The organism is Alphaproteobacteria bacterium US3C007, from assembly GCA_034423775.1.
GTDB classification, from domain to species: domain Bacteria; phylum Pseudomonadota; class Alphaproteobacteria; order Rhodobacterales; family Rhodobacteraceae; genus Thalassovivens; species Thalassovivens spotae.
This window is the reverse complement of the sequence record CP139918.1, coordinates 686,650-710,822: the sequence shown is the minus strand read 5'-3', so window position 1 is coordinate 710,822 and position 24,173 is coordinate 686,650. Positions and strand designations below refer to the sequence as shown.

Annotated in this window: 20 protein-coding genes; 7 read left to right on the top strand and 13 right to left on the bottom strand. The window is 52.3% G+C overall.

Going from position 1 to position 24,173, the window contains the following annotated elements; translation table 11 throughout:
- Positions 1-129: 129 nt before the first annotated feature.
- On the bottom strand, positions 130-1,194 hold the full coding sequence (locus tag UM181_03600; GenBank protein WQC63710.1) for a saccharopine dehydrogenase: 1,065 nt from the start codon (positions 1,192-1,194) through the stop codon (positions 130-132).
- 11 nt (positions 1,195-1,205) lie between these two features.
- The gene (locus tag UM181_03595) at positions 1,206-1,862 is read right to left on the bottom strand and encodes a histidine phosphatase family protein (GenBank protein ID WQC63709.1); all 657 of its coding nucleotides are present in this window, start codon (positions 1,860-1,862) and stop codon (positions 1,206-1,208) included.
- A gap of 297 nt (positions 1,863-2,159) precedes the next feature.
- On the opposite strand from UM181_03595, the gene fdhF reads away from it, so the two are divergent.
- A complete protein-coding gene (gene fdhF / locus UM181_03590; GenBank protein ID WQC63708.1) occupies positions 2,160-4,943 on the top strand; it encodes a formate dehydrogenase subunit alpha in 2,784 nt (927 codons plus the stop codon).
- A 46-nt stretch (positions 4,944-4,989) separates the two neighbouring features.
- Here the strand turns inward: fdhF and UM181_03585 are convergent, their stop codons facing one another.
- From UM181_03585 to UM181_03560, 6 genes are read right to left on the bottom strand one after another with little or no spacing between them, the layout of a single operon-like run.
- Positions 4,990-5,922, bottom strand: a complete 933-nt coding sequence (locus UM181_03585) for a glyoxylate/hydroxypyruvate reductase A (protein WQC63707.1) — start codon at positions 5,920-5,922, stop codon at positions 4,990-4,992.
- The gene (rodA, locus tag UM181_03580) at positions 5,919-7,067 is read right to left on the bottom strand and encodes a rod shape-determining protein RodA (protein WQC63706.1); all 1,149 of its coding nucleotides are present in this window, start codon (positions 7,065-7,067) and stop codon (positions 5,919-5,921) included. The genes UM181_03585 and rodA overlap by 4 nt, the downstream gene beginning before the upstream one ends.
- Positions 7,064-8,998 carry a penicillin-binding protein 2 gene (mrdA, locus tag UM181_03575; protein ID WQC63705.1) on the bottom strand — a complete coding sequence of 645 codons (1,935 nt, stop codon included), beginning with the start codon at positions 8,996-8,998 and terminating at the stop codon, positions 7,064-7,066. Before mrdA ends, rodA begins: the two co-directional genes overlap by 4 nt.
- On the bottom strand, positions 8,995-9,537 hold the full coding sequence (locus UM181_03570) for a rod shape-determining protein MreD (protein ID WQC63704.1): 543 nt from the start codon (positions 9,535-9,537) through the stop codon (positions 8,995-8,997). Before UM181_03570 ends, mrdA begins: the two co-directional genes overlap by 4 nt.
- Complete coding sequence (gene mreC / locus UM181_03565; GenBank protein ID WQC63703.1) at positions 9,530-10,432, bottom strand: rod shape-determining protein MreC; 903 nt, start codon at positions 10,430-10,432, stop codon at positions 9,530-9,532. Before mreC ends, UM181_03570 begins: the two co-directional genes overlap by 8 nt.
- A gap of 29 nt (positions 10,433-10,461) precedes the next feature.
- Entirely contained in the window at positions 10,462-11,508 is a 1,047-nt protein-coding gene (locus tag UM181_03560; GenBank protein ID WQC64691.1) for a rod shape-determining protein, read from the bottom strand.
- Positions 11,509-11,803: 295 nt separating this feature from the next.
- On the opposite strand from UM181_03560, the gene UM181_03555 reads away from it, so the two are divergent.
- The gene (locus tag UM181_03555) at positions 11,804-14,305 is read left to right on the top strand and encodes an FAD-dependent oxidoreductase (GenBank protein WQC63702.1); all 2,502 of its coding nucleotides are present in this window, start codon (positions 11,804-11,806) and stop codon (positions 14,303-14,305) included.
- A 218-nt stretch (positions 14,306-14,523) separates the two neighbouring features.
- The gene (locus UM181_03550; protein ID WQC63701.1) at positions 14,524-14,814 is read left to right on the top strand and encodes a hypothetical protein; all 291 of its coding nucleotides are present in this window, start codon (positions 14,524-14,526) and stop codon (positions 14,812-14,814) included.
- A gap of 199 nt (positions 14,815-15,013) precedes the next feature.
- On the opposite strand, the gene UM181_03545 is transcribed toward UM181_03550, so the two are convergent.
- From UM181_03545 to UM181_03535, 3 genes are all read right to left on the bottom strand, one after another.
- Entirely contained in the window at positions 15,014-15,805 is a 792-nt protein-coding gene (locus UM181_03545) for an ATP-binding cassette domain-containing protein (GenBank protein WQC63700.1), read from the bottom strand.
- Between the two features lies 1 nt (position 15,806).
- Positions 15,807-17,393, bottom strand: coding sequence for an ABC transporter permease (locus tag UM181_03540; GenBank protein WQC63699.1), 1,587 nt, complete (start codon positions 17,391-17,393; stop codon positions 15,807-15,809).
- Between the two features lie 94 nt (positions 17,394-17,487).
- The gene (locus UM181_03535) at positions 17,488-18,405 is read right to left on the bottom strand and encodes a substrate-binding domain-containing protein (protein WQC63698.1); all 918 of its coding nucleotides are present in this window, start codon (positions 18,403-18,405) and stop codon (positions 17,488-17,490) included.
- 213 nt (positions 18,406-18,618) lie between these two features.
- Between UM181_03535 and UM181_03530 the strand changes: the two genes are divergently transcribed.
- On the top strand, positions 18,619-19,620 hold the full coding sequence (locus UM181_03530; GenBank protein WQC64690.1) for a LacI family DNA-binding transcriptional regulator: 1,002 nt from the start codon (positions 18,619-18,621) through the stop codon (positions 19,618-19,620).
- A gap of 83 nt (positions 19,621-19,703) precedes the next feature.
- Here UM181_03530 and UM181_03525 read toward each other — a convergent pair whose 3' ends face one another.
- Positions 19,704-20,594 (bottom strand): TIM barrel protein, encoded by an 891-nt coding sequence (locus UM181_03525; protein ID WQC63697.1) that lies wholly within the window; start codon positions 20,592-20,594, stop codon positions 19,704-19,706.
- 262 nt (positions 20,595-20,856) lie between these two features.
- Here UM181_03525 and iolC point away from each other — a divergent pair, with 262 nt between their 5' ends.
- From iolC to UM181_03510, 3 genes are read left to right on the top strand one after another with little or no spacing between them, the layout of a single operon-like run.
- Positions 20,857-21,837: a 5-dehydro-2-deoxygluconokinase gene (gene iolC, locus UM181_03520; protein ID WQC63696.1), complete on the top strand. Its 981-nt coding sequence runs from the start codon at positions 20,857-20,859 to the stop codon at positions 21,835-21,837.
- An 11-nt stretch (positions 21,838-21,848) separates the two neighbouring features.
- Positions 21,849-22,691, top strand: a complete 843-nt coding sequence (locus UM181_03515) for a 5-deoxy-glucuronate isomerase (protein ID WQC63695.1) — start codon at positions 21,849-21,851, stop codon at positions 22,689-22,691.
- Positions 22,688-23,524, top strand: coding sequence for a class II fructose-bisphosphate aldolase (locus tag UM181_03510; GenBank protein WQC63694.1), 837 nt, complete (start codon positions 22,688-22,690; stop codon positions 23,522-23,524). Before UM181_03515 ends, UM181_03510 begins: the two co-directional genes overlap by 4 nt.
- A gap of 314 nt (positions 23,525-23,838) precedes the next feature.
- Here UM181_03510 and UM181_03505 read toward each other — a convergent pair whose 3' ends face one another.
- Positions 23,839-24,153: a MocE family 2Fe-2S type ferredoxin gene (locus UM181_03505; protein WQC63693.1), complete on the bottom strand. Its 315-nt coding sequence runs from the start codon at positions 24,151-24,153 to the stop codon at positions 23,839-23,841.
- Positions 24,154-24,173 lie beyond the last annotated feature (20 nt).

Sequence of the window (24,173 nt, the reverse complement as noted above, 5' to 3'; positions counted from 1 at the left end):
TGCTTAAGCCGCACCAGTAGACGAATATGGGCTGCGTTATGCGCGATGTCTTTCTTGATCGCCGGGGCCCTTCAAGCAATCTTGCAGACTTTGTAGGCTCAATCTGGGGAAGCCTTCTAGTGTCGCGTGCTAAAGCTGTGCAATATGGTGGCGATATGTCGTTTCGGCACGGCTCCAAACGCTATTTTCATCTGAGTTTTCTGCCAAGAGCTGCTCTAAATAGGGCCGCAATTGCTGGGCAAAATCTTCAGAGCTTTCGCGGGGTAAAAGCGATGGCAGATTGTCGATGGCCATCACGTCTAATACCGGGGTCTTTGCGATCCGCTGCGCTGGTTTGTCCCAATCGGTGGCCTGTGTGTAAATAGGTAGCGGGTTGTAATCGCTATCTGGGTCGCAAGCGATATCTGCCACCACGCGCAGCAAACGGGGTTGCGCCACGCTGGCCTTATCCAAAAACACGGGTGCGCCGGGCTGCGCTAAGATACAATTGAACAGAATGGAATGTTGCAAGATCTGTGGAAATTCAGCGCGTCCTGCCGTGTCGTCTAAATCCCATTTGGTGATTTTCAGGCCCAGCGCATCGCATAAATCGCTTACCCCGGCCCCCACGCGTCCCAAAGCCCCGATCACCAAGCCCGTGGGGGGGGCCATCTTCACCCCAGAAAGCGTCTGACGAAGATCATTCAGCAGCGCCTGATTATTTTGATATGCGTCTAACTTTTGGCAAATCTCGCCGCGCTGTTGCGCCGCCCAACATTTCAGCGCCACGGCAGCCCCTGCATAACCAGCCCAATAGCCAAAAGCTGCAACGCGCCGGTTTTTGGTATCAACCAAATATTCAAGATCCAGCAAAAGCCCGCCCCCGGCTTTGAACCTGTTTAAAAGAGCCTGCCCAGCATGTTGGCCTTTGTAGGCATGGCCGAACATAATATGGCGATGAAGCAAGGCTTCTTTGCTTTGAGGCAATTCTTTTAATCCCAATATGAATGCGTCGCGCGGGGCGCCTGGCCAGCTGGCGTGATCTGCGATTTTGCATCCGGCTCTGGCATAGTCATCAACGCTAAAGCAGCGTTTCTCGCATGCCTCAACCGTGATGTTCATCCCCATATTTTTCAAGTGCTGCGCGCCTTTTGGCGTCAGCGCCACCCGTTGTTCATTGGCGCGTTGTTCGGCGCGTAGCCATAAATGGGTCATTTTTTTCTTACCTAAATATAGGTTTGGGCATTGGTTCGATCGGCGGGTTCTAAATGCGGCTTTGCCGCAAATTGGGTGAGCGTAAGATCTGCATTGAAACGTTGAAATTGGCTAAGGCTGGTATGACCAACCGCCATAAATAATTTGACGCGATGGGCTGCGTCAGTGTTCAGCGTGTCGCCCGCTAATGATGCGATCACGCCCGTTGAGGATACCAATAAGCTAGGCGTTTGTGAGGCCAAACCTTCTAAAATCACCGATCTAATGCGCTGATGGAAAGAGGTATAGCTTTCTAAAGCTGGATCCAATTTGTCGGCTTTCCAATATTCAAGCATGGTTTGCAGATGCTGTGCAAAAGCGGTTTGGGTTTCAGGATATGGAATGTTATGCGCGCGCTTGAGACAGTCTGCCATGCCAAAATAATTCAGCTCGTTTAAACGGGGATCTTGCAGATGGGGCAGATCAAATTGATTCACGCCGTTGGCGGTTTCGATTTGGCGTTTTAAAGTGCCCGAAATGATCTTTTGAAACGGCATATATGTGTCTTTTAGATGCGCACCAAGCCAGCGCGCTTGCTGATGCCCAAGCGCGCTCAACTTGTCATAGCTGGCCTCGTCGCGGGCGCCGGTATTGGCCTGTCCATGGCGTATAATTGTGACCGTTTGCATCGTGAATTCCTTATTCGAAGCCTGCGATGAAATCATGAAACCGAAAGGAAGAAAACCCTTATCTCAGCAATCTGTTGAAAGGGAATTAGCGGCTTTCTTATGCGTGTTGTGTTTGATTTGTGCCTTCTGTCCGTTCAAAAAAACATCACTATTGGGTGCGATAAACGGAGGCAAATCGTAAAAAATGTCGCCTATCGGAAACAGGCTTGGCGCAAAATCATGCCCCAGTGTCGGGATTGGCGCTCTCTTTTTACGGTGGCTATGGTGTAGAAAGATAGCAGATTAAGGAGGCATCTCATGTCTGACACCATTCGATTTACGCTTGACGGGCAGCCGGTTTCCGCGGCGCCGGGTATGACTATTTGGGAAGTGGCCAATGGCCAAGGATTGGTGATCCCGCATTTGTGCCACAAACCTGCACCTGGCTATCGGCCGGATGGCAATTGTCGCGCCTGCATGGTGGAAATCGAAGGAGAGCGCACCTTGGCGGCCTCTTGTATCCGCGAGCCGCAAGAAGGAATGGTGGTGACAACGAATTCTCAGCGCGCCAGTTCTGCGCAGAAAATGGTTGTTGAAATGCTGCTTGCCGATCAACCCGCCCGGGAAGAGGCCCGTGATAAATCAAGCCATTTATGGGATATGGCCGATCTGCATGCGGTGCAAGACAGCCGGCTGCCCGCGTTGGAGCCTGAGCGGGTTCCTTTATTGGATGACAGTCATCTGGCGATGCGGGTGAACCTGGATGCGTGCATTCAATGCGGGTTATGCGTGCGCGCCTGCCGCGAAGTGCAAGTGAACGATGTGATTGGTATGGCCGGGCGCGGCCATGACAGTTATCCCACGTTTGATTTTGCCGATCCGATGGGTGAAAGCACTTGCGTTGCTTGCGGCGAATGCGTGCAAGCCTGCCCCACTGGCGCCTTAATGCCGGCCACTGTGCTTGATGAGGATCAAACCGGCGATAGCCAAGATTATGACCGGGAGGTGGACAGCATATGCCCCTTTTGCGGTGTTGGCTGTCAGATCAGCTTGAAGGTTAAAAACGATAAAGTGAAGTTTGTTGAAGGGATAAATGGGCCGGCCAATGAGGGGCGCCTTTGCGTCAAGGGCCGCTTCGGATTTGATTATATCCATCATAACCACCGTCTGAGCAAACCGCTAATTCGCCGTGATGATGCCCCTGCAAAAGGTTTGAATGTGAGCCCTGATGATTGGCAGGAGGTGTTCCGCGAAGCCAGTTGGGATGAGGCGCTAGACGCGGCGGCTTCTGGTTTGCTCAACCTACGATCTGAGCATGGTGGGCGGGCCGTGGCCGGGTTTGGCAGCGCCAAATGCACCAATGAAGAGGCGTATTTGTTCCAAAAAATGATCCGTCAGGGCTTTGGCCATAACAATGTTGATCACTGCACGCGGCTGTGCCATGCCTCTTCGGTTTCGGCGCTTTTGGAAAATGTTGGATCGGGCGCGGTTACGGCGACGTTTAACGAAATTGAAAATGCCGATGTGGCGATTGTGATTGGCGCCAACCCGATTGAAAACCATCCCGTTGCCGCCACATATTTCAAACAATTTACCAAACGTGGCGGCAAGCTTATTGTAATGGATCCTCGCGGGCAGGCTTTGAAGCGTTTTGCAACGCATATGCTGCAATTTAGGCCCGGTGCAGATGTGTCGATGCTGAATGCGATCATGCATGTGATCGTTGAAGAAGAGCTTTACGACCAGCAATATATCGAAGCCTATACCGAGAATTGGGAGGCGGAAAAAGCCCATTTGAAAGATTTCAGCCCCGAAAAAATGGAGGGCATTTGTGGCATTGACGCGGAGACTTTGCGCGCTGTGGCGCGTTGCTTTGCCGGTGCAAAGGCGGGTATGATTTTCTGGGGTATGGGCGTGTCGCAGCATATCCATGGTACGGATAACAGCCGCTGTTTGATTTCCCTGGCGCTGATGACGGGCCAAGTTGGGCGGCCCGGCTCGGGTTTGCATCCTTTGCGCGGCCAGAATAATGTACAAGGCGCTTCGGATGCCGGCTTGATCCCAATGTTTCTACCCGATTATCAAACCGTCACGAATGATGGCGTGCGCAGCGCATTCACCTCTGTTTGGAACTCGGATGATTTTTCGGCAGAAAAAGGCCTTACCGTGACAGAAATTATGGATGCGGTTCATGATGGGGATATTCATGGCATGTATATTTTGGGGGAAAACCCCGCAATGTCTGACCCGGATGTCGAACATGCTCGTCATGCATTGGCCAAACTGTCGCATTTGGTCGTGCAGGATATTTTCCTGACCGAGACCGCGAATTATGCCGATGTCATTTTGCCTGCCAGCGCGTTTGCGGAAAAAGCAGGAACCGTGACCAACACCAACCGGCAAGTGCAGATGGGGCGCCCTGCAGTGCCGCCCCCGGGTGAGGCGAAGGAAGATTGGTGGATTGAAACCGAATTGGCAAAACGTCTTGGGCTGGATTGGAGCTATACCAGCCCCAAAGAGGTTTTTGCTGAAATGAAGCTGAATATGGGCTCACTGAATAATATTACATGGGATCGGCTGGCGTCAGAAAATGCCGTCACATACCCCTCGTTAAGCCCAGAGGATCCGGGCCAAAGCATCGTGTTTGGTGATGGGTTTCCGCGCGCGGATGGGCGTGCCCGCTTCACTCCTGCGCATGTCATTGCCCCGGATGATGTGCCCGATGCTGAGTATCCAATGATTTTGACCACAGGGCGGCAATTGGAGCATTGGCATACCGGTTCGATGACCCGGCGGGCAAAAGTGCTGGATGCGGTTGAGCCCGAGGCCAATTGCTCTATGCATCCCAAAACCCTGCGAAAGATGCAGGTTGCGCCGGGGGGGATGGTGCGGCTGAGCACCAAACGGGGAAGTTTGGTGATCATGGCGCGCGCAGATCGTGCTGTGGCCGAGGATATGGTGTTTTTACCCTTTGCCTATGTGGAAGCGGCCGCCAATATTCTGACCAATCCCGCGGTAGATCCTTTTGGCAAAATTCCGGAATTCAAATTTAGCGCCGTGCGCGTTGAAAAAGCAGAAGACAGCTCTGTTGCCGCCGAATGAAGCGTGTCGGTTGGGTTTGTTCTGAACGCATTGCTGCGCGGATTGGCTAATAGCCAGCTGCTGCATCGGCCAGATGCAAGAAGGGCAGGCTGGCCTCGCCGCGCTGGATGTTTTCAACGATGACGGTGCATGCGGTTTCAATGCGCGTGGCTGAGGCAATATGGGGCGTGACCGTGATCTTGGGATGGGCCCAAAACTGATGCGTTACCGGCAAAGGCTCTTCGCGAAATACATCCAAAGTGGCATGGCCCAACTGGCCTGAGTGAAGCGCCTGTAAAAGCGCATCATCTTCGATCAAGGGGCCGCGACCGGGGTTGATAACAACCGCGCCCGGGGCCATTTTTGAAAAGGCATCTGCATCTAATATGTTTGCCGTTTCTGGCGTAGAGGGCAATAGCAATACGGTTATTTCGGTTTCTTGTAGCGCTTGGTTAAACCCATCGCTGCCATGAAAGGTTGCGATATTCTCAATGGTTTTTGGTCTCCGACTCCATCCGCGAACCGAAAACCCCAACCCCGCCAGCGTGGTTGCGCAGGCGGCGCCCAAAGCGCCAAGGCCTAAAATAGTAACTGTGCGATCCTTGGCCAAAGGTGGTATGGCGCTGCGCCAGAGACCATCTTGACCAAGCACATGCGCATCTGTTCCCAAATGATGGCGCAGCACATGCCCTGTCACCCATTCGACCATGCCTTGGGTCATGCCGCTATCGACCATTCTGGTCAGCGGCATCGTCAGGCTTTTATTACCAATGATGGTTTCCACCCCTGCCCATAAGCACAGCACGGCTTTGCAGCGCGTGTAGGGCTTAAAGTCGCTCAATCCGCTGCTTGGCGCGTAAACGATATAATCTACCTGCTCGGGGGAAATATCCTCAGCCAGATGATACTCCAGCCCTGTTTTCTGAAGCGCGTTGCTGAGGGGGACTTCATAGTCTTGCCAACTGTTTGGGCCACCTTTAAAGAGGATCTGTGTGGTCATAATTTTTCCCTTGGTCGATGCACATGTGCAGATTGAATTAGCCCAAACCCTACCAATAAAACCAGCATTGCAGAGCCACCATAGCTTACCAGAGGTAGGGGCACGCCCACCACCGGTGCCATGCCCATCACCATCGACATATTAACGGCAAAAAACAGAAAAAATGTCACAGAGATGCCTTGGATCAGCAAGCTAGAAAACCGATCAATGCTGCGCAAAGCGGCAATCAAACAGATCATTAATATAGCCACATACATGGCCAGAAGCGATAGGCCGCCGATAAAGCCAAATTCTTCGGCGAGCGTTGTGAAAATAAAATCTGTATGTTTTTCAGGCAGGAAGTTTAATTGAGATTGGGTGCCCTGCATAAAACCGCGGCCCGTCCATGCGCCAGAGCCCAGCGCGATTTTGGATTGAGTGATGTGATAGCCGGCGCCCAAAGGATCGCTGGCGGGGTCTAAAAACGTGTCGATACGCCTATATTGATAATCTTCCAAAATTTGCCAGGCTTTGCCACGGCTTTGAAAAACGGCCGTTACCAACCCCACCCCTGCGGCAATAACCGATAAGAAATAGCCCCAATGCACCCCGGCCAGATACATGACAGCGCCGCCCGATATTAGCAAAAGCAAGGCGGTCCCCAGATCCGGTTGGCGCAATACGATCAATGTGGGCAGCAGGATAAGAGCCACCGGTAAAATCACCCAAATCGGGCGAGACATACGCGCCCTAGGAAGCATGTCATAATAGCCGGCCAAGGCCATGACCAATGTGATTTTTGCAAGCTCTGAGGGTTGCAAACGCATAAAGCCTAGATCAATCCAGCGTTGGGCGCCCATACCCTTAACGCCAAATAATTCCACCAAAAGCAACAAGATAAGGGAAAGTGCATATCCCACGAAAGACAGGTTGCGCCAAGCCCAGATCGGGGTCATCGCGATCACAAGCATGATGAAAAAACCAAGTGCAAAGCGTTTCATTTGGGGCTCTGCCCAAGGCCGCAGAGATCCGCCTGCGACCGAATAGAGCATCAAAAAGCCAAAGCCAGCGGCGCTAATGATTAAAATTGTCAGGGGCCAGTTTAAATATAGGATTTTGCGCATCCCAGTGGGCACTGAGCGAACGCGGTATTCAAGATAACTCATACACGGCCCCTCTGAAACCGCTCTAACCGCGGAAGGGTTTTGCGCAGATCTGCTTGTTGCTTTTTGATCTTATCGCGATCTTTGGTTGGATAAGCAGAAAGCGGTGGTTGATCGCCGTAAAGCGCTTGTAGCGTGATATCGCGCGCCAATGGCGCGGCTGTTGCAGATCCGCTTCCACCATGTTCCACCACCACGGCTACGGCGATTTTCGGCGCATCAAACGGTGCAAAATTCACAAATAAGGCATGGTCGCGCTTGTTCCATTCAAGCTCTTCATTTTTGGACACGCCACGGCGCCGTTCGCTTTCAGTAATGTTCCGCACTTGGCTGGTTCCGGTTTTACCGGCCATGCGCATTGACTGCTCGATAATCCGTGACCCATATGCCGTTCCACGCCGATTATTGCTCACCTCATACATTGCGCGGCGCAGAAACCGCAGATTGTTTTCATTCAGACCCAAAGATCCGGGTTTTGGATCGGTGATCGTTGCACCGGCTTGGGCTTTTATCAAGCGCGCCTGAATATTCTTACCGCTTGCAATGCGCGCGGTCATCACCGCCAATTGTAGTGGAGAACTGAGCACAAAGCCTTGGCCAATTGATGCGTTGACCGTATCCCCGATCACCCACTCGGAGCCCCGATTTATCAATTTCCAATCTTTATTAGGGCTGAGGCCCGTGGTTTCGGCCGACATTGGGATATTGTGTTTGACGCCAATACCCAGCTTTGTTGCCATCGCAGAAATTTTTTCGATTCCCAGTTTAAGCGCAAGATCATAATAAAAGACATCACAGCTTTCGCGCAAGGATTGTTCTAAATTGACTTGCCCGTGCCCCCCTGTTTTCCAGCAGTGAAATTTCCGATTTGAAACATCCAGATGGCCGGGGCAAAATACGCGCGCATTGGGATCTAAAATACCATCTTCCAAACCGGCAAGCGCGGTGACCATTTTAAAGGTTGAGCCGGGCGGATACGCATCTTGCACGGTTTTAGAGGCCAAAGGGCGATGGTCATTGTCGCGCAACACGCCATAATCATCAAAAGAGATCCCACGGACAAATTTGTTGGGATCGTAGCTTGGCGAAGAGGCAATCGCCAAAATATCGCCTGAGTTACAATCCATAACGACAGCTGAGGCGCTTTCTTCACCCAGCCGCGCCTGGACATAATTCTGCAACCCTGCATCAACGGTGATCTGTAAATTACGTCCAGAATTACCCTCGCGGCGTTCTAGCTCGCGCATCACGCGCCCTTGCGCGTTCACCTCAACATGTTTGGCGCCCGCCCGCCCGCGTAAATCTTCTTCATATTTGGCTTCAACGCCCACTTTTCCGATTTGAAAGCGTGGGATGCGCAACAGCGGGTCTGGATCTTCAGAGCGATTAAGGTCGCGGTCACTTACCGGCCCAACATACCCCACGATATGAGCAAAATTCGGACCTAAAGGATAATGCCTCGACAGCCCAACCTCTGGTGTGATGCCGGGCAAAGATGGGGCATTTATGGCCACTTTGGCAATGCCTTCCCAGCTGACGCGATCAATGATCGTGACAGGTAGAAAGGGCGCGCTGCGCTGTGTTTCTAACACGCTACGTTCTATATCTTCTGCGCTGAGCGTGATAAGCTGCGCCAATTGCACCAGTAATTTACGTACGTCGCCGGCGTCTTCTTTCACCAATGTGATGCGATAGCTTTGTTCGTTGCGCGCTAGGAACACGCCGTTGCGGTCGTAAATTTCGCCGCGCTCTGGGGCAATCAGGCGGATGTTAATTCTATTTTCCTCGGCCAATAGGCGATATTGATCGGCTTGGGTGATTTGCAAATGGCGCAGACGCGCGGCCAGCGCCCCGGCAAATCCCAGCTGCAGGGCGCCAACCACAAGGCTGCGCCGGTTCAAGCTATGCTTGGGTGTTGAGACGGGGCGTTTCATAGACGGGCTCCTTGGGCCTGTTTCCCATCTCTTGGATGTGGTTTACGCACACCCATCAGAAAATGGCTGAACGCCACAGCAACTGGATAAAATAAAAGCGTCGTCAAGATTTCTGAAAGCGCAAGCGCAACGGCGGGTTGCGGGGTTAAGACCAACGCCAAGATAAGGCGGTTTGCCAGCGCGATCGAAATAACCAAGCCCGTCACGCTGAGATATTCAAGCGCCAGTGAAAAACTTTCTGGGCGTGCGCTGCGCTGTTTAAGCCATTCAAGTGCCAGCAGGCTCAGCGCTGCCAAAAGCCCGGGGGGACGCTGTAATAACAGGTCTTCCAACAGGATCACCCCTGCAATCAACAAAGGGGGCGTGAATTCGGGGCGTCGAACCGCCCAAGCACAGAGCAAGGCAAGGGTTATATTCGGCATTAACCAGCTATCATCGGCGGTCATGAAGGGCAAAAGCTCAAACAGCATAAGACCAAAGGCAAGCGTGGCTAAAAGGCCGCGATAGGTCCAGATTTGGGCAGCGGGTGTTTCAGCCATCTTGAAGTGCCTTAACATTTTGAGTCGATGCAGGCGCATCGGGCACCAGCAAGTCGCCCGTGCCCGAAATACTGGGCGGCGCGCTGGTGCGTAAAACCCGCAAGAACTCAAGGCGTTCGTAATCCGCGGATAGCCGCACCCGCAAGCGGTTGTTCGGATCCAGCGCGAGTTGCCCGATCAACAAACCGGCTGGTAAAACACCGCTATCGCCGGAGGTAGATATTCTATCGCCGGGCCGCACCGCATCGGCATCTTCCAGAAAATCTATAAGCGGAGCGTTTGAGTTATCGCCCGACACAAAAGCGCGTTGTCCCGAAGGTTGGATAATCACAGGGATACGGCTGGCATTATCGGTCAGCAGGATCACCCGGCTGGTTTCTTGGCCAACACCCGAAATACGCCCCACCAAACCAAGCCCATCCATCGCGGGCCAGCCATCGCGGATGCCGTCTTGTGCGCCGACATTTAACAATACGGATTGGCGAAAAGGCGAGCCGCTATCGGCGATGACAATCCCGCTGACATGCGTGAGCGTTGGATCTTGCCGCAAATTATTAAGATCGAGCAGGCGCGCATTTTCCTGCTCAAGTTGCAGCGCGGCTTCCTTCCAGCTTTTCATTTTTTGCAATTCACGGTTCAGCTCTTGATTCTGCTGATATAAGGCTTGGTAGCTTTGGAAATTTTCAAGAACCCGCCCGGCCCAAGTGGCGGGTCGCAATACCCATTCGAAATGCGGTATTATCGTGTCGATAACATCAGCTCTTAAACGCTCGATTCTGGGATTATCAATGCGCCAAATCGCAAAAAACAGCAGCAAGATGCTGACAAGCATGACAAGAGTTATCCGCCGAACAGATCCTGCGTAATCTTGGTTATTTTTTCGATCATTGGCCAAGTGAACCTCTCGGTCAGTTGGAGCGTTTATTAGCTGTCATAGTCAATGGCGTGGCGCAGTTGCTGTTCATATTCTAACGCTTTGCCGGTGCCCATCGCAACACAGTTCAGGCTTTCATCGGCAATAGAAACCGCCAAGCCGGTTTGTTCCCGCAGGGCCAAATCAAGATCGCCCAATAACGCGCCACCGCCGGTCAACATAACGCCCCGATCCACAATATCTGCAGCGAGATCGGGCGGGGTTGCTTCAAGCGCTGTCATCACCGCTTCGCAAATTTGTTGTACTGGTTCAGAAAGGGCCTCGGCCACCTGCGCCTGCGTGATTTCGGTTTCTTTCGGCACGCCATTGAGTAAGTCGCGGCCGCGGATCATCATCGAGGCACCGCGCCCGTCATCTGGCATGCGCGAGGTACCGATAGATGTTTTAATACGTTCGGAGGTGCTTTCTCCGATCAATAAGTTATGCTGGCGGCGTAAGTAAGAGATGATCGCCTCATCCATTCTATCGCCGCCCACGCGCACAGAGCGCGCGTAAACGATATCGCCCAAGGACAGAACCGCAACCTCTGTGGTTCCCCCTCCGATATCTACCACCATATTGCCGGTAGGATCGGTGATCGGCATTCCGGCGCCAATGGCGGCCGCAATTGGCTCTGCGATCAAGCCGGCTTTGCGCGCGCCCGCCGAAAGCACCGATTGCCGGATGGCGCGCTTTTCAACGGGTGTTGCCCCATGCGGAACGCAGACGATTATTTTGGGTTTGGAAAATGTAGATCTGCGATGCACTTTTCGAATGAAATGTTTGATCATCTCTTCAGCAACATCAAAATCGGCAATCACGCCTTCGCGCATGGGGCGAATGGCTTCAATACTGCCGGGGGTGCGCCCCAGCATCAGTTTTGCGTCCTCGCCGACGGCCAAAACTTTTTTCAGCCCATCTTTGACATGATAGGCAACCACAGAGGGCTCTGACAGGATAATACCGCGCCCTTTCACATAAACCAACGTATTTGCTGTGCCCAGATCGATGGCCATATCCTGAGAGAGCACTCCCATTAGATTTCCAAGTCCAAGCATATTTTGGCTTTCCTCAATGTTCATGTGGGCTGGCGACCATGCGCCTACGCTGTCGTTATAGAGACGCTTGACGCTCCGCGAAAGTGGCTATTGTGAAATTGGGCAAGAATCCTCGTATTCAGGCTGTGCGCGGCGTTGGCCAAAGGTAGGCGGCTAAAAACGCAGCTTGAATCTCAGGTTTCTGGCTGCATAAATTGCAAACGTCGGTTTTGTGCGCTGTCTTGTCGGAGAGGCAAAGGCCTTTCTTTTCAGCAGGCGCATATCAGGCGCAGAAGCAAGCAGTGGATGTGAGATTATGAAGACACATGTCAAAGCCCTTATCGTTGGCGGTGGTGCCGTTGGAACCTCGATCGCCTATCATTTGGCGCGGGCCGGTTGGGATGATGTGATGCTTTTAGAGCGCGATGAGCTGACATCGGGCTCTACCTGGCACGCAGCCGGGCTTTTGCCATTGTTTAACATGTCGTATGCCACCACCCATATTCACCAATATTCAGTAGAATTTTATAAAACGCTGGAAGCGGAAACTGGCTTGAATGCGGGGTTTTCGATCGTGGGGAACTTGCGTATGGCGCAGACCAAAGAGCGTATGGATGAATATATGGTCTATGCGACCACTGCAGAAAGTTGCGGTGTGCCCTATGAATGGCTGTCGGCCAAGCAGATCAAATCCCGCTATCCCCTTGTGCATTGTGATGATTTGCAAGGCGCCATTTATCACCCTACGGATGGTTATATTAACCCCGCTGATGTGACCATGGCGATGGCCAAGGGCGCACGCCAGCGCGGCGTAGTGATCGAACGGAAATGGCAGGCCGATGCTTATGAATGGACGGGAAGTGAGTGGAAAGTCACGCTCAGTAAAATGGTTGAAAAAGGTGGAAATCTGCTGGCGTCCGACGAGCAGGTTATTGTGTATGCCGAGCATGTTGTGACCGCAACCGGCAATCATGCCCAGCGCACGGCACAATTATTGGGCATCAAAAACACAGCGATCCCCGTTGAGCATCAATTTATCGTCACCGAGCCGGATCCGGCGCTTGTGGAATGGCGTAAAGAAAATGGTGAGCATCCCGTGTTGCGCGATGCCGATGCCAAATGGTACGTGCGCGAAGAGCGCGGCGGTTGGATTTTAGGCCCATATGAGCGCAACGCGCCCGCGCGGTTCGAATATGGCGTGCCTGACAGTTTTAGAGCTGATCTGTTTCCCTTGGATTTGGAGCGGATCGAAGAAGAATATATGTCGATGATCCACCGTATCCCCTCAACAGAAACCGTCGGATTGAAAGATGATTTCAACGGACCTATTTGTTACACGCCCGACGGAAACCCGCTGGTGGGCCCTGCGCCCGGGCTGCGAAATATGTGGCTGGCGGAAGGGTTTTCCTTTGGCATCACCGCGGCCGGCGGCACGGGGTATTATTTGGCGCAAATGATGGTTGAAGGAGAGGCCGAGATTGATATGGCTTCGCTTGATCCCAAGCGCTATGGCAATTGGATTACCACCGATTATACCGCGCGCAAGAATGAAGAAGCCTATGAGCATGTGTATATTCTGCACCATCCTGACGAAGAGCGCCCGGCCTGCCGGCCCTTGCGCACTGGGCCGGCTTATGATCGGCAAAAGGCGCGCGGAGCACAGTTTGGCTGCGTAAACGGATTTGAACGCCCCAATTATTTTGGCCCCCTGGATGCGGATGATAATTTTGATCATGACGCGCGCAGCTTTCGCCGCGGTGGATGGTGGCAGGCCGCCATCACCGAAGCCAAAGCCATCCGCGAGGGGGTTGGCCTGATCGACGCCACGGCCTTTACCAAACATATGGTGAAAGGTCCGGGTGCAGCGCAGTTTTTAGATTGGTTTACCTGCAATAAACTGCCCAAAACCGGCCGTATAAACCTAACCTATGCGCTTACCTCTGCTGGCACCACGCGCACCGAATATACGATTGTCCGTTTGGCCGAAGATGCTTTCTACCTTGTCTCAGCCGGAGCCTGGACGGATTATGATGGTGATTTTCTGCGTAAAAGCGCTGCGGATAAAGCGCCAGAATTTGGCTATGTCGAAGTGCAGGATGTGACCACGCAATGGGGTGTTTTTGCCATTGCTGGGCCAAAATCGCGCGATGTTTTGAAGGCTGTTATCAAAGATTCTGATCCAGAAACCGCTTTGTCAAATAAGCGTTTTCCGTGGTTGAGCGCGCGCCAAATCGAATTGGGTATGTGCCCCGTTAATGCGATTCGGGTCGCCTATACGGGTGAATTGGGCTGGGAGTTGCACCATCCGATTGAAATGCAGAATTATTTGTTCGATCTGCTGGAAGCTGCCGGCGCGGCGCATGGGATGAAATTGGTGGGCGCGCGGGCACAGAATTGGCTGCGGCTTGAAAAATCATATCGGGCTTTTGGCAACGAGCTTGGCCGCGATGCAACCCCGCTTGAAGCAGATCTGCCGCGCTTTGTTGACCTGACAAAAGCGTTTAATGGAAAAGATGCCATGCAAGCGCTGGGCGTTCGTTCAAAATGCGTCACCATGTTGATTGACGGCCCCGATGATGCAGATCCGTGGGGGCGCGAGGCGGTTTATACGCCTGAAGGAGAGCGCGTTGGCCGTTTGACTTCAGGGGGCTATTCCGTGGCGTTCGAGCGCGCAATCGGGCTGGGATATGTGCGTCCTGAATTGGCCGTGCCGGGCACAAAATTGCAAGTAAAAATCCTTGATCAATTATGGCCCGCTGAAGTGACAGAAGACAGCCCTTATGATCCCTCAAATAAAGTTATTCGTATAGATGGGTAGGGCGCCAGCCACGTAAACCTATATGATTTTTATTCTGTCAGCTGGGTCTTTTAGATCCCCAGTCCAAAACGCTGCGCGCCCGATAGAGTAAACTTATCAGAGTTATTTGTTAAACGATTTAAACGGCTGGGAAATATAAGCCTTGCCTCCAGGCCTTTTGAAGCGTTAATTACATGTATATTTTATAACTTTTTACTATTTCATTTTATGAGGCTCTAATGCGTTTATTATTTTTATGCTTATTCTGCGCGTTGTTTGCAATCACCGGTTGCGCGAATAAAAAAGAACATGAAACAACCCCAATTCGATTAAAAACGCCAGAAGGGCTTGTGGTGTGCCAGCTTTACGCGCTGGATTTAATCATGTGGGATACCTCGATCACGCGGCCCAAATCTATGAGCAAAGAAACGGCTGATAAGATATGTGTGGCAGAGGGTGCGCGTTTAAAGCGCGAAATTAAGAAGCGTTTTGGCCAAAACGCAAAGCCGCGGACGGTTGAAAAAATTTAAATCGCGCGTTGATTTCTTTCTGCGCAGACGCAACGCTGCGCCATGTGGTGTTGCATCAGGTTTTCGCAAAACGGTTGCAATCTGAGCGGTCAGCAGAATGGATTGAGACGCTATAGTGGAAAAAGCATATATAAAAACAGCCGCTCAATTTATCAAACGAGCGGCTGTTTTTCATTTCTATTCAAAACCGTGATGCGGTTTAAACGCCTTCAAGCTCTTTGGCCAAATCGCCAATTTCGGCGCCCCCTGCCATCAAGCGCTTAATGTCATCGCCAGCCAGATCTTCTGCTGAGCCACTGCCGATCACCTCGCCCAATGATAAAAAGGTAAAGCGGTCTGCGATCAACCGCGCATGTATCTCGTTATGCGTGATCAAAATAATCGCGATATCACCCAGTTTTTGAACCCGTTTGATGGTTTTTAGAACTTCCATTTGTTGCTTTTGGCCCAAGGCTGAGGTGGGCTCATCCAAGATCAGCACTTTTGCGCCAAAATAAATGGCGCGCGCAATCGCCAATGTCTGGCGCTGCCCCCCTGACATTGTGCCAACCGCTTGATCCGGATCCGCAATATTAATACCGATCTTCGCCATTTCTTCCGCGGTGATCCGATCCATTTCTTTCATTTTCATCAGTCCAAAAGAGCTGTTGAAGCTGGTAATTTCACGGCCCAAAAAGAAATTCCGCGTTACCGATGTCAGCGCGTTCAAGGCCAGATCCTGATACACGGTGCCGATGCCGGCATCGCTTGCGTCGCGGGGCGAGTTAAACTGCACCGGTTTGCCTTCGATTTCAATGCTGCCATCTGTGGGAGCATGGACGCCCGACAAAATTTTAATCAGCGTTGATTTGCCGGCGCCGTTATCCCCGAGCAAAGCATGCACTTCGCCAGGGTATATTTCCAGATCAACACCGTTCAGCGCGGTGAAGGATCCAAATTTTTTCACCAGACCGCTTGTTTTGATCAGGGGTGTGCTGCTTGTTTGTGCCATTTTATATGTTCCCCATGATACGTTTGCGGATGTTTTCGTTCAACAAGGCTGAGGCGATAATCACCAAACCCAAGAACACCCTATAGAAGGATCCATCGATCCCCGGGATGTAGAAAAAGGCTTCTCGGGCCAATCCAAAGATAAAGGCTCCGACAATAATGCCCATTACGGTGCCAAAGCCCCCAGTCATCACCAAGCCGCCAATCACCGCTGCAGCGATGGCTTCCAATTCTTTTAAATTGCCTTTGGCTGCGTCACTTGTATTCACCTCAAACACTTGGCAAGCGGCAAATACCGTGGCGCAGAAGGCCGAGAATACAAAGAGCGATATTTTTACTTTATTGGTTGGAACACCATTGGCTTGCGCCGCGTTCAGGTTGCCACCCGTTGAATAGATCCAGTTGCCCGCTTGCGTGCGGCTGAGCACGATATAACAGGCGATCGATAGGATGATCCAGATCATCACGCAGGAATACAAGCCCGGTGCGAATTGGTTGCCAAAATTGTTGGTGTTCCAATCGATCGGAAAATACAGCCAATCGAACAGGCCTTCCAAAATATTACCCCCGAAAAAGTCAGCCACTTTGTTCACCGTTGGAACGGTGTCAATATAAGCGCGGGCGATATCCACCTCCGTCACCGATTTGGGCGTCACCGGATCAATTTTGAAGTTGGCAATTTTGTCGCGGATTGTGTTGGCCATGTAATCATTGCCCGATTGAACGGCGTTTTCCAACGCTTTTTCCAAAGGTTTTACGCCTTTGGCTTCCATCAAGGCGGTCTTGGCTTCGGCCACTCGATTATAGGTATAGCTGAGGCGCTCGGTGATACTGGCCACCACATCGCCAGAGAGGGTTTGCGCCAAATTGACCAAATCTGCTTCGGGCAAAGATTTTGCGTCCAAACGGCTCAGCTCGCCATGGCCGGGCAGATCGATGATGTTTTTCAAATCTGGAATTTCGGTCACGGTTGTTGAGCCCGCGCTTTGGTCCGGTCGGTGGTTAAAGGCCCGCAGTGACACCTCTGTGAGGCCGCGCAAGAAGAACAACCCGCCCAGAGTCACGATAAAGGACGGCAAGCCAGAGCGCACAACGATAAAACCTTGGATCCATCCAAAGCTTAATGTGAAGCAAAGCGTTATAAGTATCGCCCAGATCGGCGTGACGTGATCAACCGAAAACAGCGTATAATATTCAATGTGAACACCGCCCTCAAAGGACAGATATGGTATAAGAACCGCGAACCCCCAGCGCAGGATCATCGCCATACAGGCCCCTGCAAACCCAATCATTGAGCCAATCGAAAGATCAAATTCACCGGCAATAATCAGCAATCCCGCACCCAGCGCAATTATCCCAAGTTGAGATATTACCCGCAAGTTGTTGCGTATTCCTAACGCATTAAAGCCTTCCCCGTTAAAGGGATTCCAGGTGGCTTCGGCGACCGGGATAGAGAAATACCCAAGCATCCCCATCAACAAGATCATCACGCCAATCGGCCCGATTTCTGGTCGTGCAAAGAGGGATAAAAAACGTTTCTTAGGCGCGTGGCGGTCAGATTCCTGGCGCTGCGATACTGGTGAATTCATGACTGTTCCCAAAAAAAAGAGGATAGCAAATAGCTACCCATGGCTGTCAAAAAAAGGGGGGTGACAAAAGCCACCCCCCTTCGATGTCTTGGTCTTATCTGTCTACGCCGGCAAGCGCAGCAACAGATGAGGCGTTTGATTTATCAACAAAGCCTGGGCCTGATGGAATATTCGCACCTGGCAGAAGGCCAGCACCGTTGTTGTAAAGGTGCAGTACGATGATTGGCATATAGCCTTGCAGACGCTGCTGCTGATCGATCGTGAAGGCCACTTTGCCCGCATTGATCATGTCCATAACAGGGGGGCTAAGATCGAAGCATGAGTGGTGCACTGACATGCCCAGCTCGTCGATCGCTTGCTGTACGCCAACGCAAGTATGTGGGCCAACAGACAGAACTGAGTCTACGTCTGGGTTGGCCTGAAGCGCAGCAGCTGCACGTGTTGTGATGGTCGCAGGGTCGCTTGTTGTGTCAACAGTTGACGCCAATGGTACGTTCTCGCCATAGCCATTACATCTGTCGTTCAGGGCTGTGTTATATTGCTCATGCATCATGCAAAGCGCGTTTGTTGCGCCTTCCGCTTTCGCGCGTGCACCCGCTGATTGACCGGCCAAATATTCAGGCTGACCTACATGCATCAATGCACCCACGGCCGCTGATGATTCCAGGCCAGAGTTCATTGTGATCACAGGAACGCCTGACGCAACGGCGTCTTTGATCGCCTGACCAAGCGCTTCTGGATCCGGCAATGACACAACCAAGCCATCTGGCTGAGTGGCCGCAGCCGCAGCGATTGATTTGGCCATATCGCCCATATCCGCTGAAGGTGTATATACATATTCAAAATCGGCCCCAATGTGACGCGCCGCGTCTTCACCACCTTTTTGAACAACAGGCCAGAAGGGGTCTTTTCCTTCGCCATGTGTCACCATGACATAGCGCTCGGCGCTTGCCATACCGGCCATAAGAGCGGCTGCAGATAGCGCTACCACAAATTTGCTAGTAAATTTCATAGTCTTCTCCCAAGTTTTGCCTCTTATGAGGCTTTTAGCTGTCGCACCACCTTGGTGGTTTGGCGCCTTTGGTAGAGCCCAAAGACTTCCACGAGTCAAGGAAACACAAAATTTATAGCTTTGCAACCGGTTGCAAAAAGTTAATTGTGCTTTCATATTCCAACCATCAGCTTTGCCGCTTTTGGCAGGATTATCGATGAAAGCTTAAGCAATATGGCCATTACGCTTAACGATGTAGCACAACGCGCAGGTGTCTCACGCTCGGCCGTGTCACGCACGTTCACTGATGGGGCCTCCGTATCCAAGGTGATGCGACAAAAGGTTGAAGATGCGGCGATCGAGCTTGGTTATACGCCGAATTTTCTGGCCAGAAGTTTGACCACCCGATCCACCAAATTGATCGGCCTAGTTTCTGATAATTTTCATAACCCCATCTTTTTAGAGGTGTTTGATCAATTTACTCGCGGCCTGCAAGATCGCGGTTTACGCCCTTTACTGGTCAATTTGTCTGAAACCTATCAGGCTTCATCTTCGCTTCGTATGCTGCAGCAATATTCGGTGGATGGCGTTATTGTTGCCTCGTCAACCTTGCCACCAGAGGTCTCGGAAGCCTTCCGAAGCGCAGGGATCCCCGTGGTGAACAGCTTTGGACGGTTTTCGCTGGCCCCCAAAGTCGATGTGGTTGGCATTGATGATGAGGCTTGCGGACAAATTGCCGCAGAAACCTTGCTGGCGCGCGGTTACAAGCGGCTGGCTTTTCTTGGGGGGCCACAAGCGGCCACATCGACGCAATCGCGGTTGCGCGGCTTTTTATCGGAACTGCAGCGCGCGGGAGGTCCAACGCCCGATATTACCTTTGCAGAGGCGTATTCTTTTGAAGCGGGGCGGGCAGAGATGCAGCGGTTATTGCGAGAAACCACGCCCGCCGAGGCTTATTTTTGTGGTGATGACGTGCTGTCTATTGGCGCCTTAAGCGCCATCCGCGATCACGGGTTAAGAGTGCCCGAAGATATTGGATTGATTGGCGTGAATGATATGCAGATGTCAGGTTGGCAAAATATCAACCTCACCACCATTGCGCAGCCCTTTGCCGAGATCATTCAAACATCTATCGACGTTATCGTTGATATGCTGCAAGCACCCAAGCAGCCGGCGCAAGCCCGGCGTTTGCCCTGCCGCTTGGTGGAGCGTGGCACGTTGCGGGCCCGGCCCTAAGGGGCGTTTCGCAGATGGGGTGCGCGGCCACTGACCCTAAAAACTGCTTTTCTGCAGGCCTTAAGCGCAGCGCTTCACGGCGTTTAGAATCCGATTGATTTTAAAAAGCTGCGATTGGCGATCGCATCTGCAATGGGGCTGACATCCAATGTCGGGTCGCAATCCTGTTCAACAGTACACCAGCCCTCAAACTGAGCGTCTTCTAAAATCCGTTTAACATCTGAGAACTGCACGTCCCCCTGCCCAAGATTGCAAAAGATACCTTGGCCGCAGGCGTCATAAAAGCCGGTGCGTTTTGCAATCACATCTGCTTTGACCGCGGGGTCAATATCTTTGAAATGCATGTATGAGATCCGGTCAATATGCCGGCGCATAAACGCGATTGGATCGAAACCCGCATAAGAGTGATGGCCCGTGTCAAAACAGATTTTTAAAATGCTCTCATCGATCTCGCTGAGAAGCCTTTCCAATTCAGGCTCAAAATCGATAAACCCGCCCGCATGGGCATGCATGCCCACGGTTAATCCATACTCTTCCGCGCCTATTCTCGCGCAGGTCTCAATGCGGTCGCGATATAGGCTCCATTCTTCCTGTTCCATCTGCTCTGCTTCATCGGCGCGTCCGGCGGTTGGCGCGCGGCGCGGTGAAATCGAATCGATCAACACCAAATGTTTGGCGCCATGAGCGCTTAAGGCCTGGCAAGTGCGCAGCGTTCCGTCGAGCGTTTCCTCCCAGGCATTGGCATCGTGAAAAGGGCGAAAGACCACGCCGCCAATCAAGGTCAGATCATGCTCTTGCAGGGCTGGCCCCAAAATATCTGGGTTTTCTGGCATAAAGCCCACCGGGCCCAACTCGATCCCGCGATATCCCGCATCTGCGCAATCTTTCAACACGCTGCGCCAATCGGGATTTCTAGGATCATTTGCGAATTCGACACCCCATGAACAGGGTGCATTGCCAATTTGAATGCTCATAGTCTTTGGCCTTTCTAGAATTGCAGGTTGTGTCGGCGGCGCAGAAAATCGTTTTGCAACCGGTTGCAGATTCAGTATCTATTGTTACGAAACGGAGCAAGTGAGAAATATACCCTCAGCGTAAACAGAGTTTGATCTCATAAATATTGGTGTTATGCCGCGCCGGAGGATGCGCGCCAGAGGCGTTGCTGCGCGCAGCTTAGCTATCGGCGAAGCGCGCGGGCGGAAAACGCCGTTTTGGGAAAAGTTGAAAGGGCCATGAATGGCAGATTTAAATCGGATAAAAACAAATAACTTTGTGATCATCGGCCGCGCAGGCATGGATTTTTATGCCGACCCTCCGGGGGCCAAAACAGAAGAAGCGGTGCAATTTGTTTCTGCGCTGGGCGGGTCATCTGCCAATATCGGGGTGGCGATTAACAAACATGGTGGACGCTCTGCCTTGGTCACCAGCGTGTCCGATGATGCGATCGGGCGCTATTGCTTGAACCAGCTTGACCATTATGGGATTGATCGGCGTCACGTAAAAACGGTGGGTGGTGAGGCGCGCAATTCGCTGGCGGTGATCGAAACCCGCATCGAAGACCATCAATCGGTGATTTATCGCAATGGAGCTGCAGATTTTGAAATGAACATCGCCGATGTTGAAGCGGTGGACTATGCGGCCTATAGCGCGTTGATCACCACCGGCACTGTATTTGCCGCGGAGCCTTCACGCAGCGCCGCCTTCCGGGGTTTTGAACTGGCGCAGGCAGCTGGCTTGCCGTTGATTTTTGATGTTGATTACCGCCCCTATAGCTGGCCATCCGCCGCGGTGGCCTCTGAAACCTATTCGCGCGCCGCCGCGCTGTGCGATGTGGTGATCGGCAATGATGTCGAATTTGGCTTTATGGCGGGTGATTATGAAAAGGGTTTGGATAAAGCCCGCAGCCTGGCCCGTGAAGGGGCCCAGATTGTGATTTATAAAATGGGTGAAAAAGGCGCAATTACGATCACGCCTGAGCTTGAATTTCGAACCGGCATTTATCCGGTTGATGCGCTAAAACCCACCGGTGCGGGCGATTCCTTTATGGGCGGTTTTATCGCGTCGCTTGCCGCTGGCTTTAGTTTGAAAGACGCGGTGTTGCGCGGCTCGGCCTGCGCCTCGATCGTGGTGTCAAAAGTCGGCTGCGCCCCGGCAATGCCCAGCACCGCACAATTGGAAGAGTTTTTGCAGACCCATCCGGGCCCCGTTGAAATATAAAGGATTTCTCAATGCATTTCCCCCCCTATGACAATAAAAACCAGCCGATTGTGGATGTTGAAGACAGCCGCGTTCCGCTGAATTATTTTAACATTGTGAAGCTTAAAAAAGGCGAGGCGTTTAGCTATCAAGTGCCCGGCTATGAAACGTGTATCGCGCCGGCCACGGGCAGCGTTGATGTGGATGTTGAGGGGCAAGCTTATGCGGCCTTGGGCAATCGTGGCGTCGATGTTTGGGATGGAGAGCCCGAGGGGCTTTACGTGCCGTCGGGCGCAAAGGTCACGTTTGTCTGCGTCTCAGATCAGAGTGAAGTGTTCATCGCGGGCGCAAAATATGATCAGGTGCTTGACCCTTTTGATGTGCGTGCTGCGGATATTGATCTGATTCAATATGGCTCAGATGACACGAAAACGCATCGCAAAATCAAACATATTTTGGGCCAGAAACAGCATGACAAAGTGGGGCGTTTGCTGGTCAGCGAATTGTTCACGGTGGGGCAGGGCGGCTGGTCTGGATTTCCCTCGCATAAGCATGACACAAACCGCTTGCCAGAAGAAACCCGTCATGATGAAACTTATAACTTTAGGTTTCGGCCCAATCACGGCTCGGGGCTGCAAATGTTGCAGCGCGAAGATAACAAACCGGGCGATGCCTATCATATTGTAGATGGATCGACGATTTGCATTGATAATGGCTATCACCCTTGCGCCGTTTTGCCGGGTTATGAAATGTATTACTTTACCATTCTGGGTGGCCTGACGCAGCGCCCCTTGGTGCAATATTTCCAGCCCACGCATGCCTATCAAGTGGAAACAATTCCAGGCATCAAAGACATGGTTGCCAAGTTCAAATGACCTTGGCAACGCTGAAAGAGGTGTTACAGCCTGCGCTGTCGGGTGGCTATGCAGTTGCAGGTTTGGTGACCTTGGGATGGGAAGATATGCGCGCCTTTGTGGCGGCCGCCGAAGCCGAAAACCTGCCGGTGATTTTGCAGGCTGGCCCCTCTTGCCGGGCGCATACGCCCCTACCGATTTTGGGAAAAATGTTCCGTCATTTGGCCGAAACGGCTGCGGTGCCCGTGGTGGCGCATCTTGATCATGGTTATACGTTTGAGGAATGCCAAGAGGCGCTGGACAGCGGTTTTACCTCGCTGATGTTTGACGGCTCGCGCAAGCCTTTGGCTCAAAATATCGATGAAACTGCTTCCATTGCGGCATTGGCGCATGCGGCAGGGATTTCTTGTGAAGGCGAGATCGGATTTGTGGGCTATTCTGGCGGAGAGAATTCCGCAGGTACCGATCCGGATGAAGCCGCGCAATTCGCCCGTGAAACGGGGGTGGATGCAATGGCGATTTCAGTTGGAAATGTTCATCTTCAGCAAGATAAAGAAGGCGGTTTGGACGAGCGGCGCATCCGCGCGATTGAGGCTTTGACCAATTGCCCTTTGGTGATTCATGGCGGCTCGGGGGTGCCAATGGCGCAGCGCAGGGCACTGGCGCAGGGCTCTCAGATTTGCAAATTTAATATCGGCACCGAATTGAGGATGGCGTTCGGATCTGCGCTGCGCGCCGCCGTTGTGGCAGATCCAGCGCGTTTTGACCGAGTGGCGATTTTAAAAGATACGCATGATCCGCTTGTCGCGGCGGCGCGGCGGGTGTTGCGCGGGTTCAAACCGGCCAGTCCCTAAAAGCTGAAAACCCTTCCCATTCTGTAGGCGCCGCGCCTTTTATACCGCAGCGGCGCCCTCTGTGTTGGATAATCGCCCGGGGCCCGAGAGAAGGTGAAAAATAAGGTCGAGCTTGGGCGCATAACAATCAAGTGGTTTATGGATTGCGCAGGATCAAATCGATTTTTTTGCGATGGCTCATGCTGGCGCAGGCTGGGGATCATGAGCCGTGGCTTAAGCGCTGCATGCATATGTTATTCTAGGGGCGCATCTTAGCCGTTATATGCGTTTGCTGGACAGATTGACCCTCGGGCTTTTGGATCGGCTTTGTAACGCTAGCCTATATCGATAAAAACATCGCCATTTTCTACTTTTACCGCATATGTTTTCAAATTCTGGCAGGCGGGGCTACGCTTTGCCTCGCCGGTGCGATAATCAAACTGGCCATTATGCATTGGACATTCAATGATATAATCCATTACCAGGCCGTTTTCTAAATGCACGGCTTCATGCGTGCACAGCCCGTCTGTACAGAAAAACTCATCCCTATGGCTGCGGTAAATCGCGTAGCTGCGATCGCCATTGTCAAAGCGGATCAGATCTTCGGTTTCTATATCATCGGTGGCGCAGGCGCGCAGCCATGTACTCATGCTGATTTTCCTTCGGTGCT

Bases quoted from the DNA above. Each gene is read 5' to 3' on its own strand.
- UM181_03600 (WQC63710.1), bottom strand. From the start codon at position 1,194: ATGACCCATTTATGGCTACGCGCCGAACAACGCGCCAATGAACAACGG.
- UM181_03595 (WQC63709.1), bottom strand. From the start codon at position 1,862: ATGCAAACGGTCACAATTATACGCCATGGACAGGCCAATACCGGCGCC.
- fdhF (WQC63708.1), top strand. From the start codon at position 2,160: ATGTCTGACACCATTCGATTTACGCTTGACGGGCAGCCGGTTTCCGCG.
- UM181_03585 (WQC63707.1), bottom strand. From the start codon at position 5,922: ATGACCACACAGATCCTCTTTAAAGGTGGCCCAAACAGTTGGCAAGAC.
- rodA (WQC63706.1), bottom strand. From the start codon at position 7,067: ATGAGTTATCTTGAATACCGCGTTCGCTCAGTGCCCACTGGGATGCGC.
- mrdA (WQC63705.1), bottom strand. From the start codon at position 8,998: ATGAAACGCCCCGTCTCAACACCCAAGCATAGCTTGAACCGGCGCAGC.
- UM181_03570 (WQC63704.1), bottom strand. From the start codon at position 9,537: ATGGCTGAAACACCCGCTGCCCAAATCTGGACCTATCGCGGCCTTTTA.
- UM181_03560 (WQC64691.1), bottom strand. From the start codon at position 11,508: ATGCTTGGACTTGGAAATCTAATGGGAGTGCTCTCTCAGGATATGGCC.
- UM181_03555 (WQC63702.1), top strand. From the start codon at position 11,804: ATGAAGACACATGTCAAAGCCCTTATCGTTGGCGGTGGTGCCGTTGGA.
- UM181_03550 (WQC63701.1), top strand. From the start codon at position 14,524: ATGCGTTTATTATTTTTATGCTTATTCTGCGCGTTGTTTGCAATCACC.
- UM181_03545 (WQC63700.1), bottom strand. From the start codon at position 15,805: ATGGCACAAACAAGCAGCACACCCCTGATCAAAACAAGCGGTCTGGTG.
- UM181_03540 (WQC63699.1), bottom strand. From the start codon at position 17,393: ATGAATTCACCAGTATCGCAGCGCCAGGAATCTGACCGCCACGCGCCT.
- UM181_03535 (WQC63698.1), bottom strand. From the start codon at position 18,405: ATGAAATTTACTAGCAAATTTGTGGTAGCGCTATCTGCAGCCGCTCTT.
- UM181_03530 (WQC64690.1), top strand. From the start codon at position 18,619: ATGGCCATTACGCTTAACGATGTAGCACAACGCGCAGGTGTCTCACGC.
- UM181_03525 (WQC63697.1), bottom strand. From the start codon at position 20,594: ATGAGCATTCAAATTGGCAATGCACCCTGTTCATGGGGTGTCGAATTC.
- iolC (WQC63696.1), top strand. From the start codon at position 20,857: ATGGCAGATTTAAATCGGATAAAAACAAATAACTTTGTGATCATCGGC.
- UM181_03515 (WQC63695.1), top strand. From the start codon at position 21,849: ATGCATTTCCCCCCCTATGACAATAAAAACCAGCCGATTGTGGATGTT.
- UM181_03510 (WQC63694.1), top strand. From the start codon at position 22,688: ATGACCTTGGCAACGCTGAAAGAGGTGTTACAGCCTGCGCTGTCGGGT.
- UM181_03505 (WQC63693.1), bottom strand. From the start codon at position 24,153: ATGAGTACATGGCTGCGCGCCTGCGCCACCGATGATATAGAAACCGAA.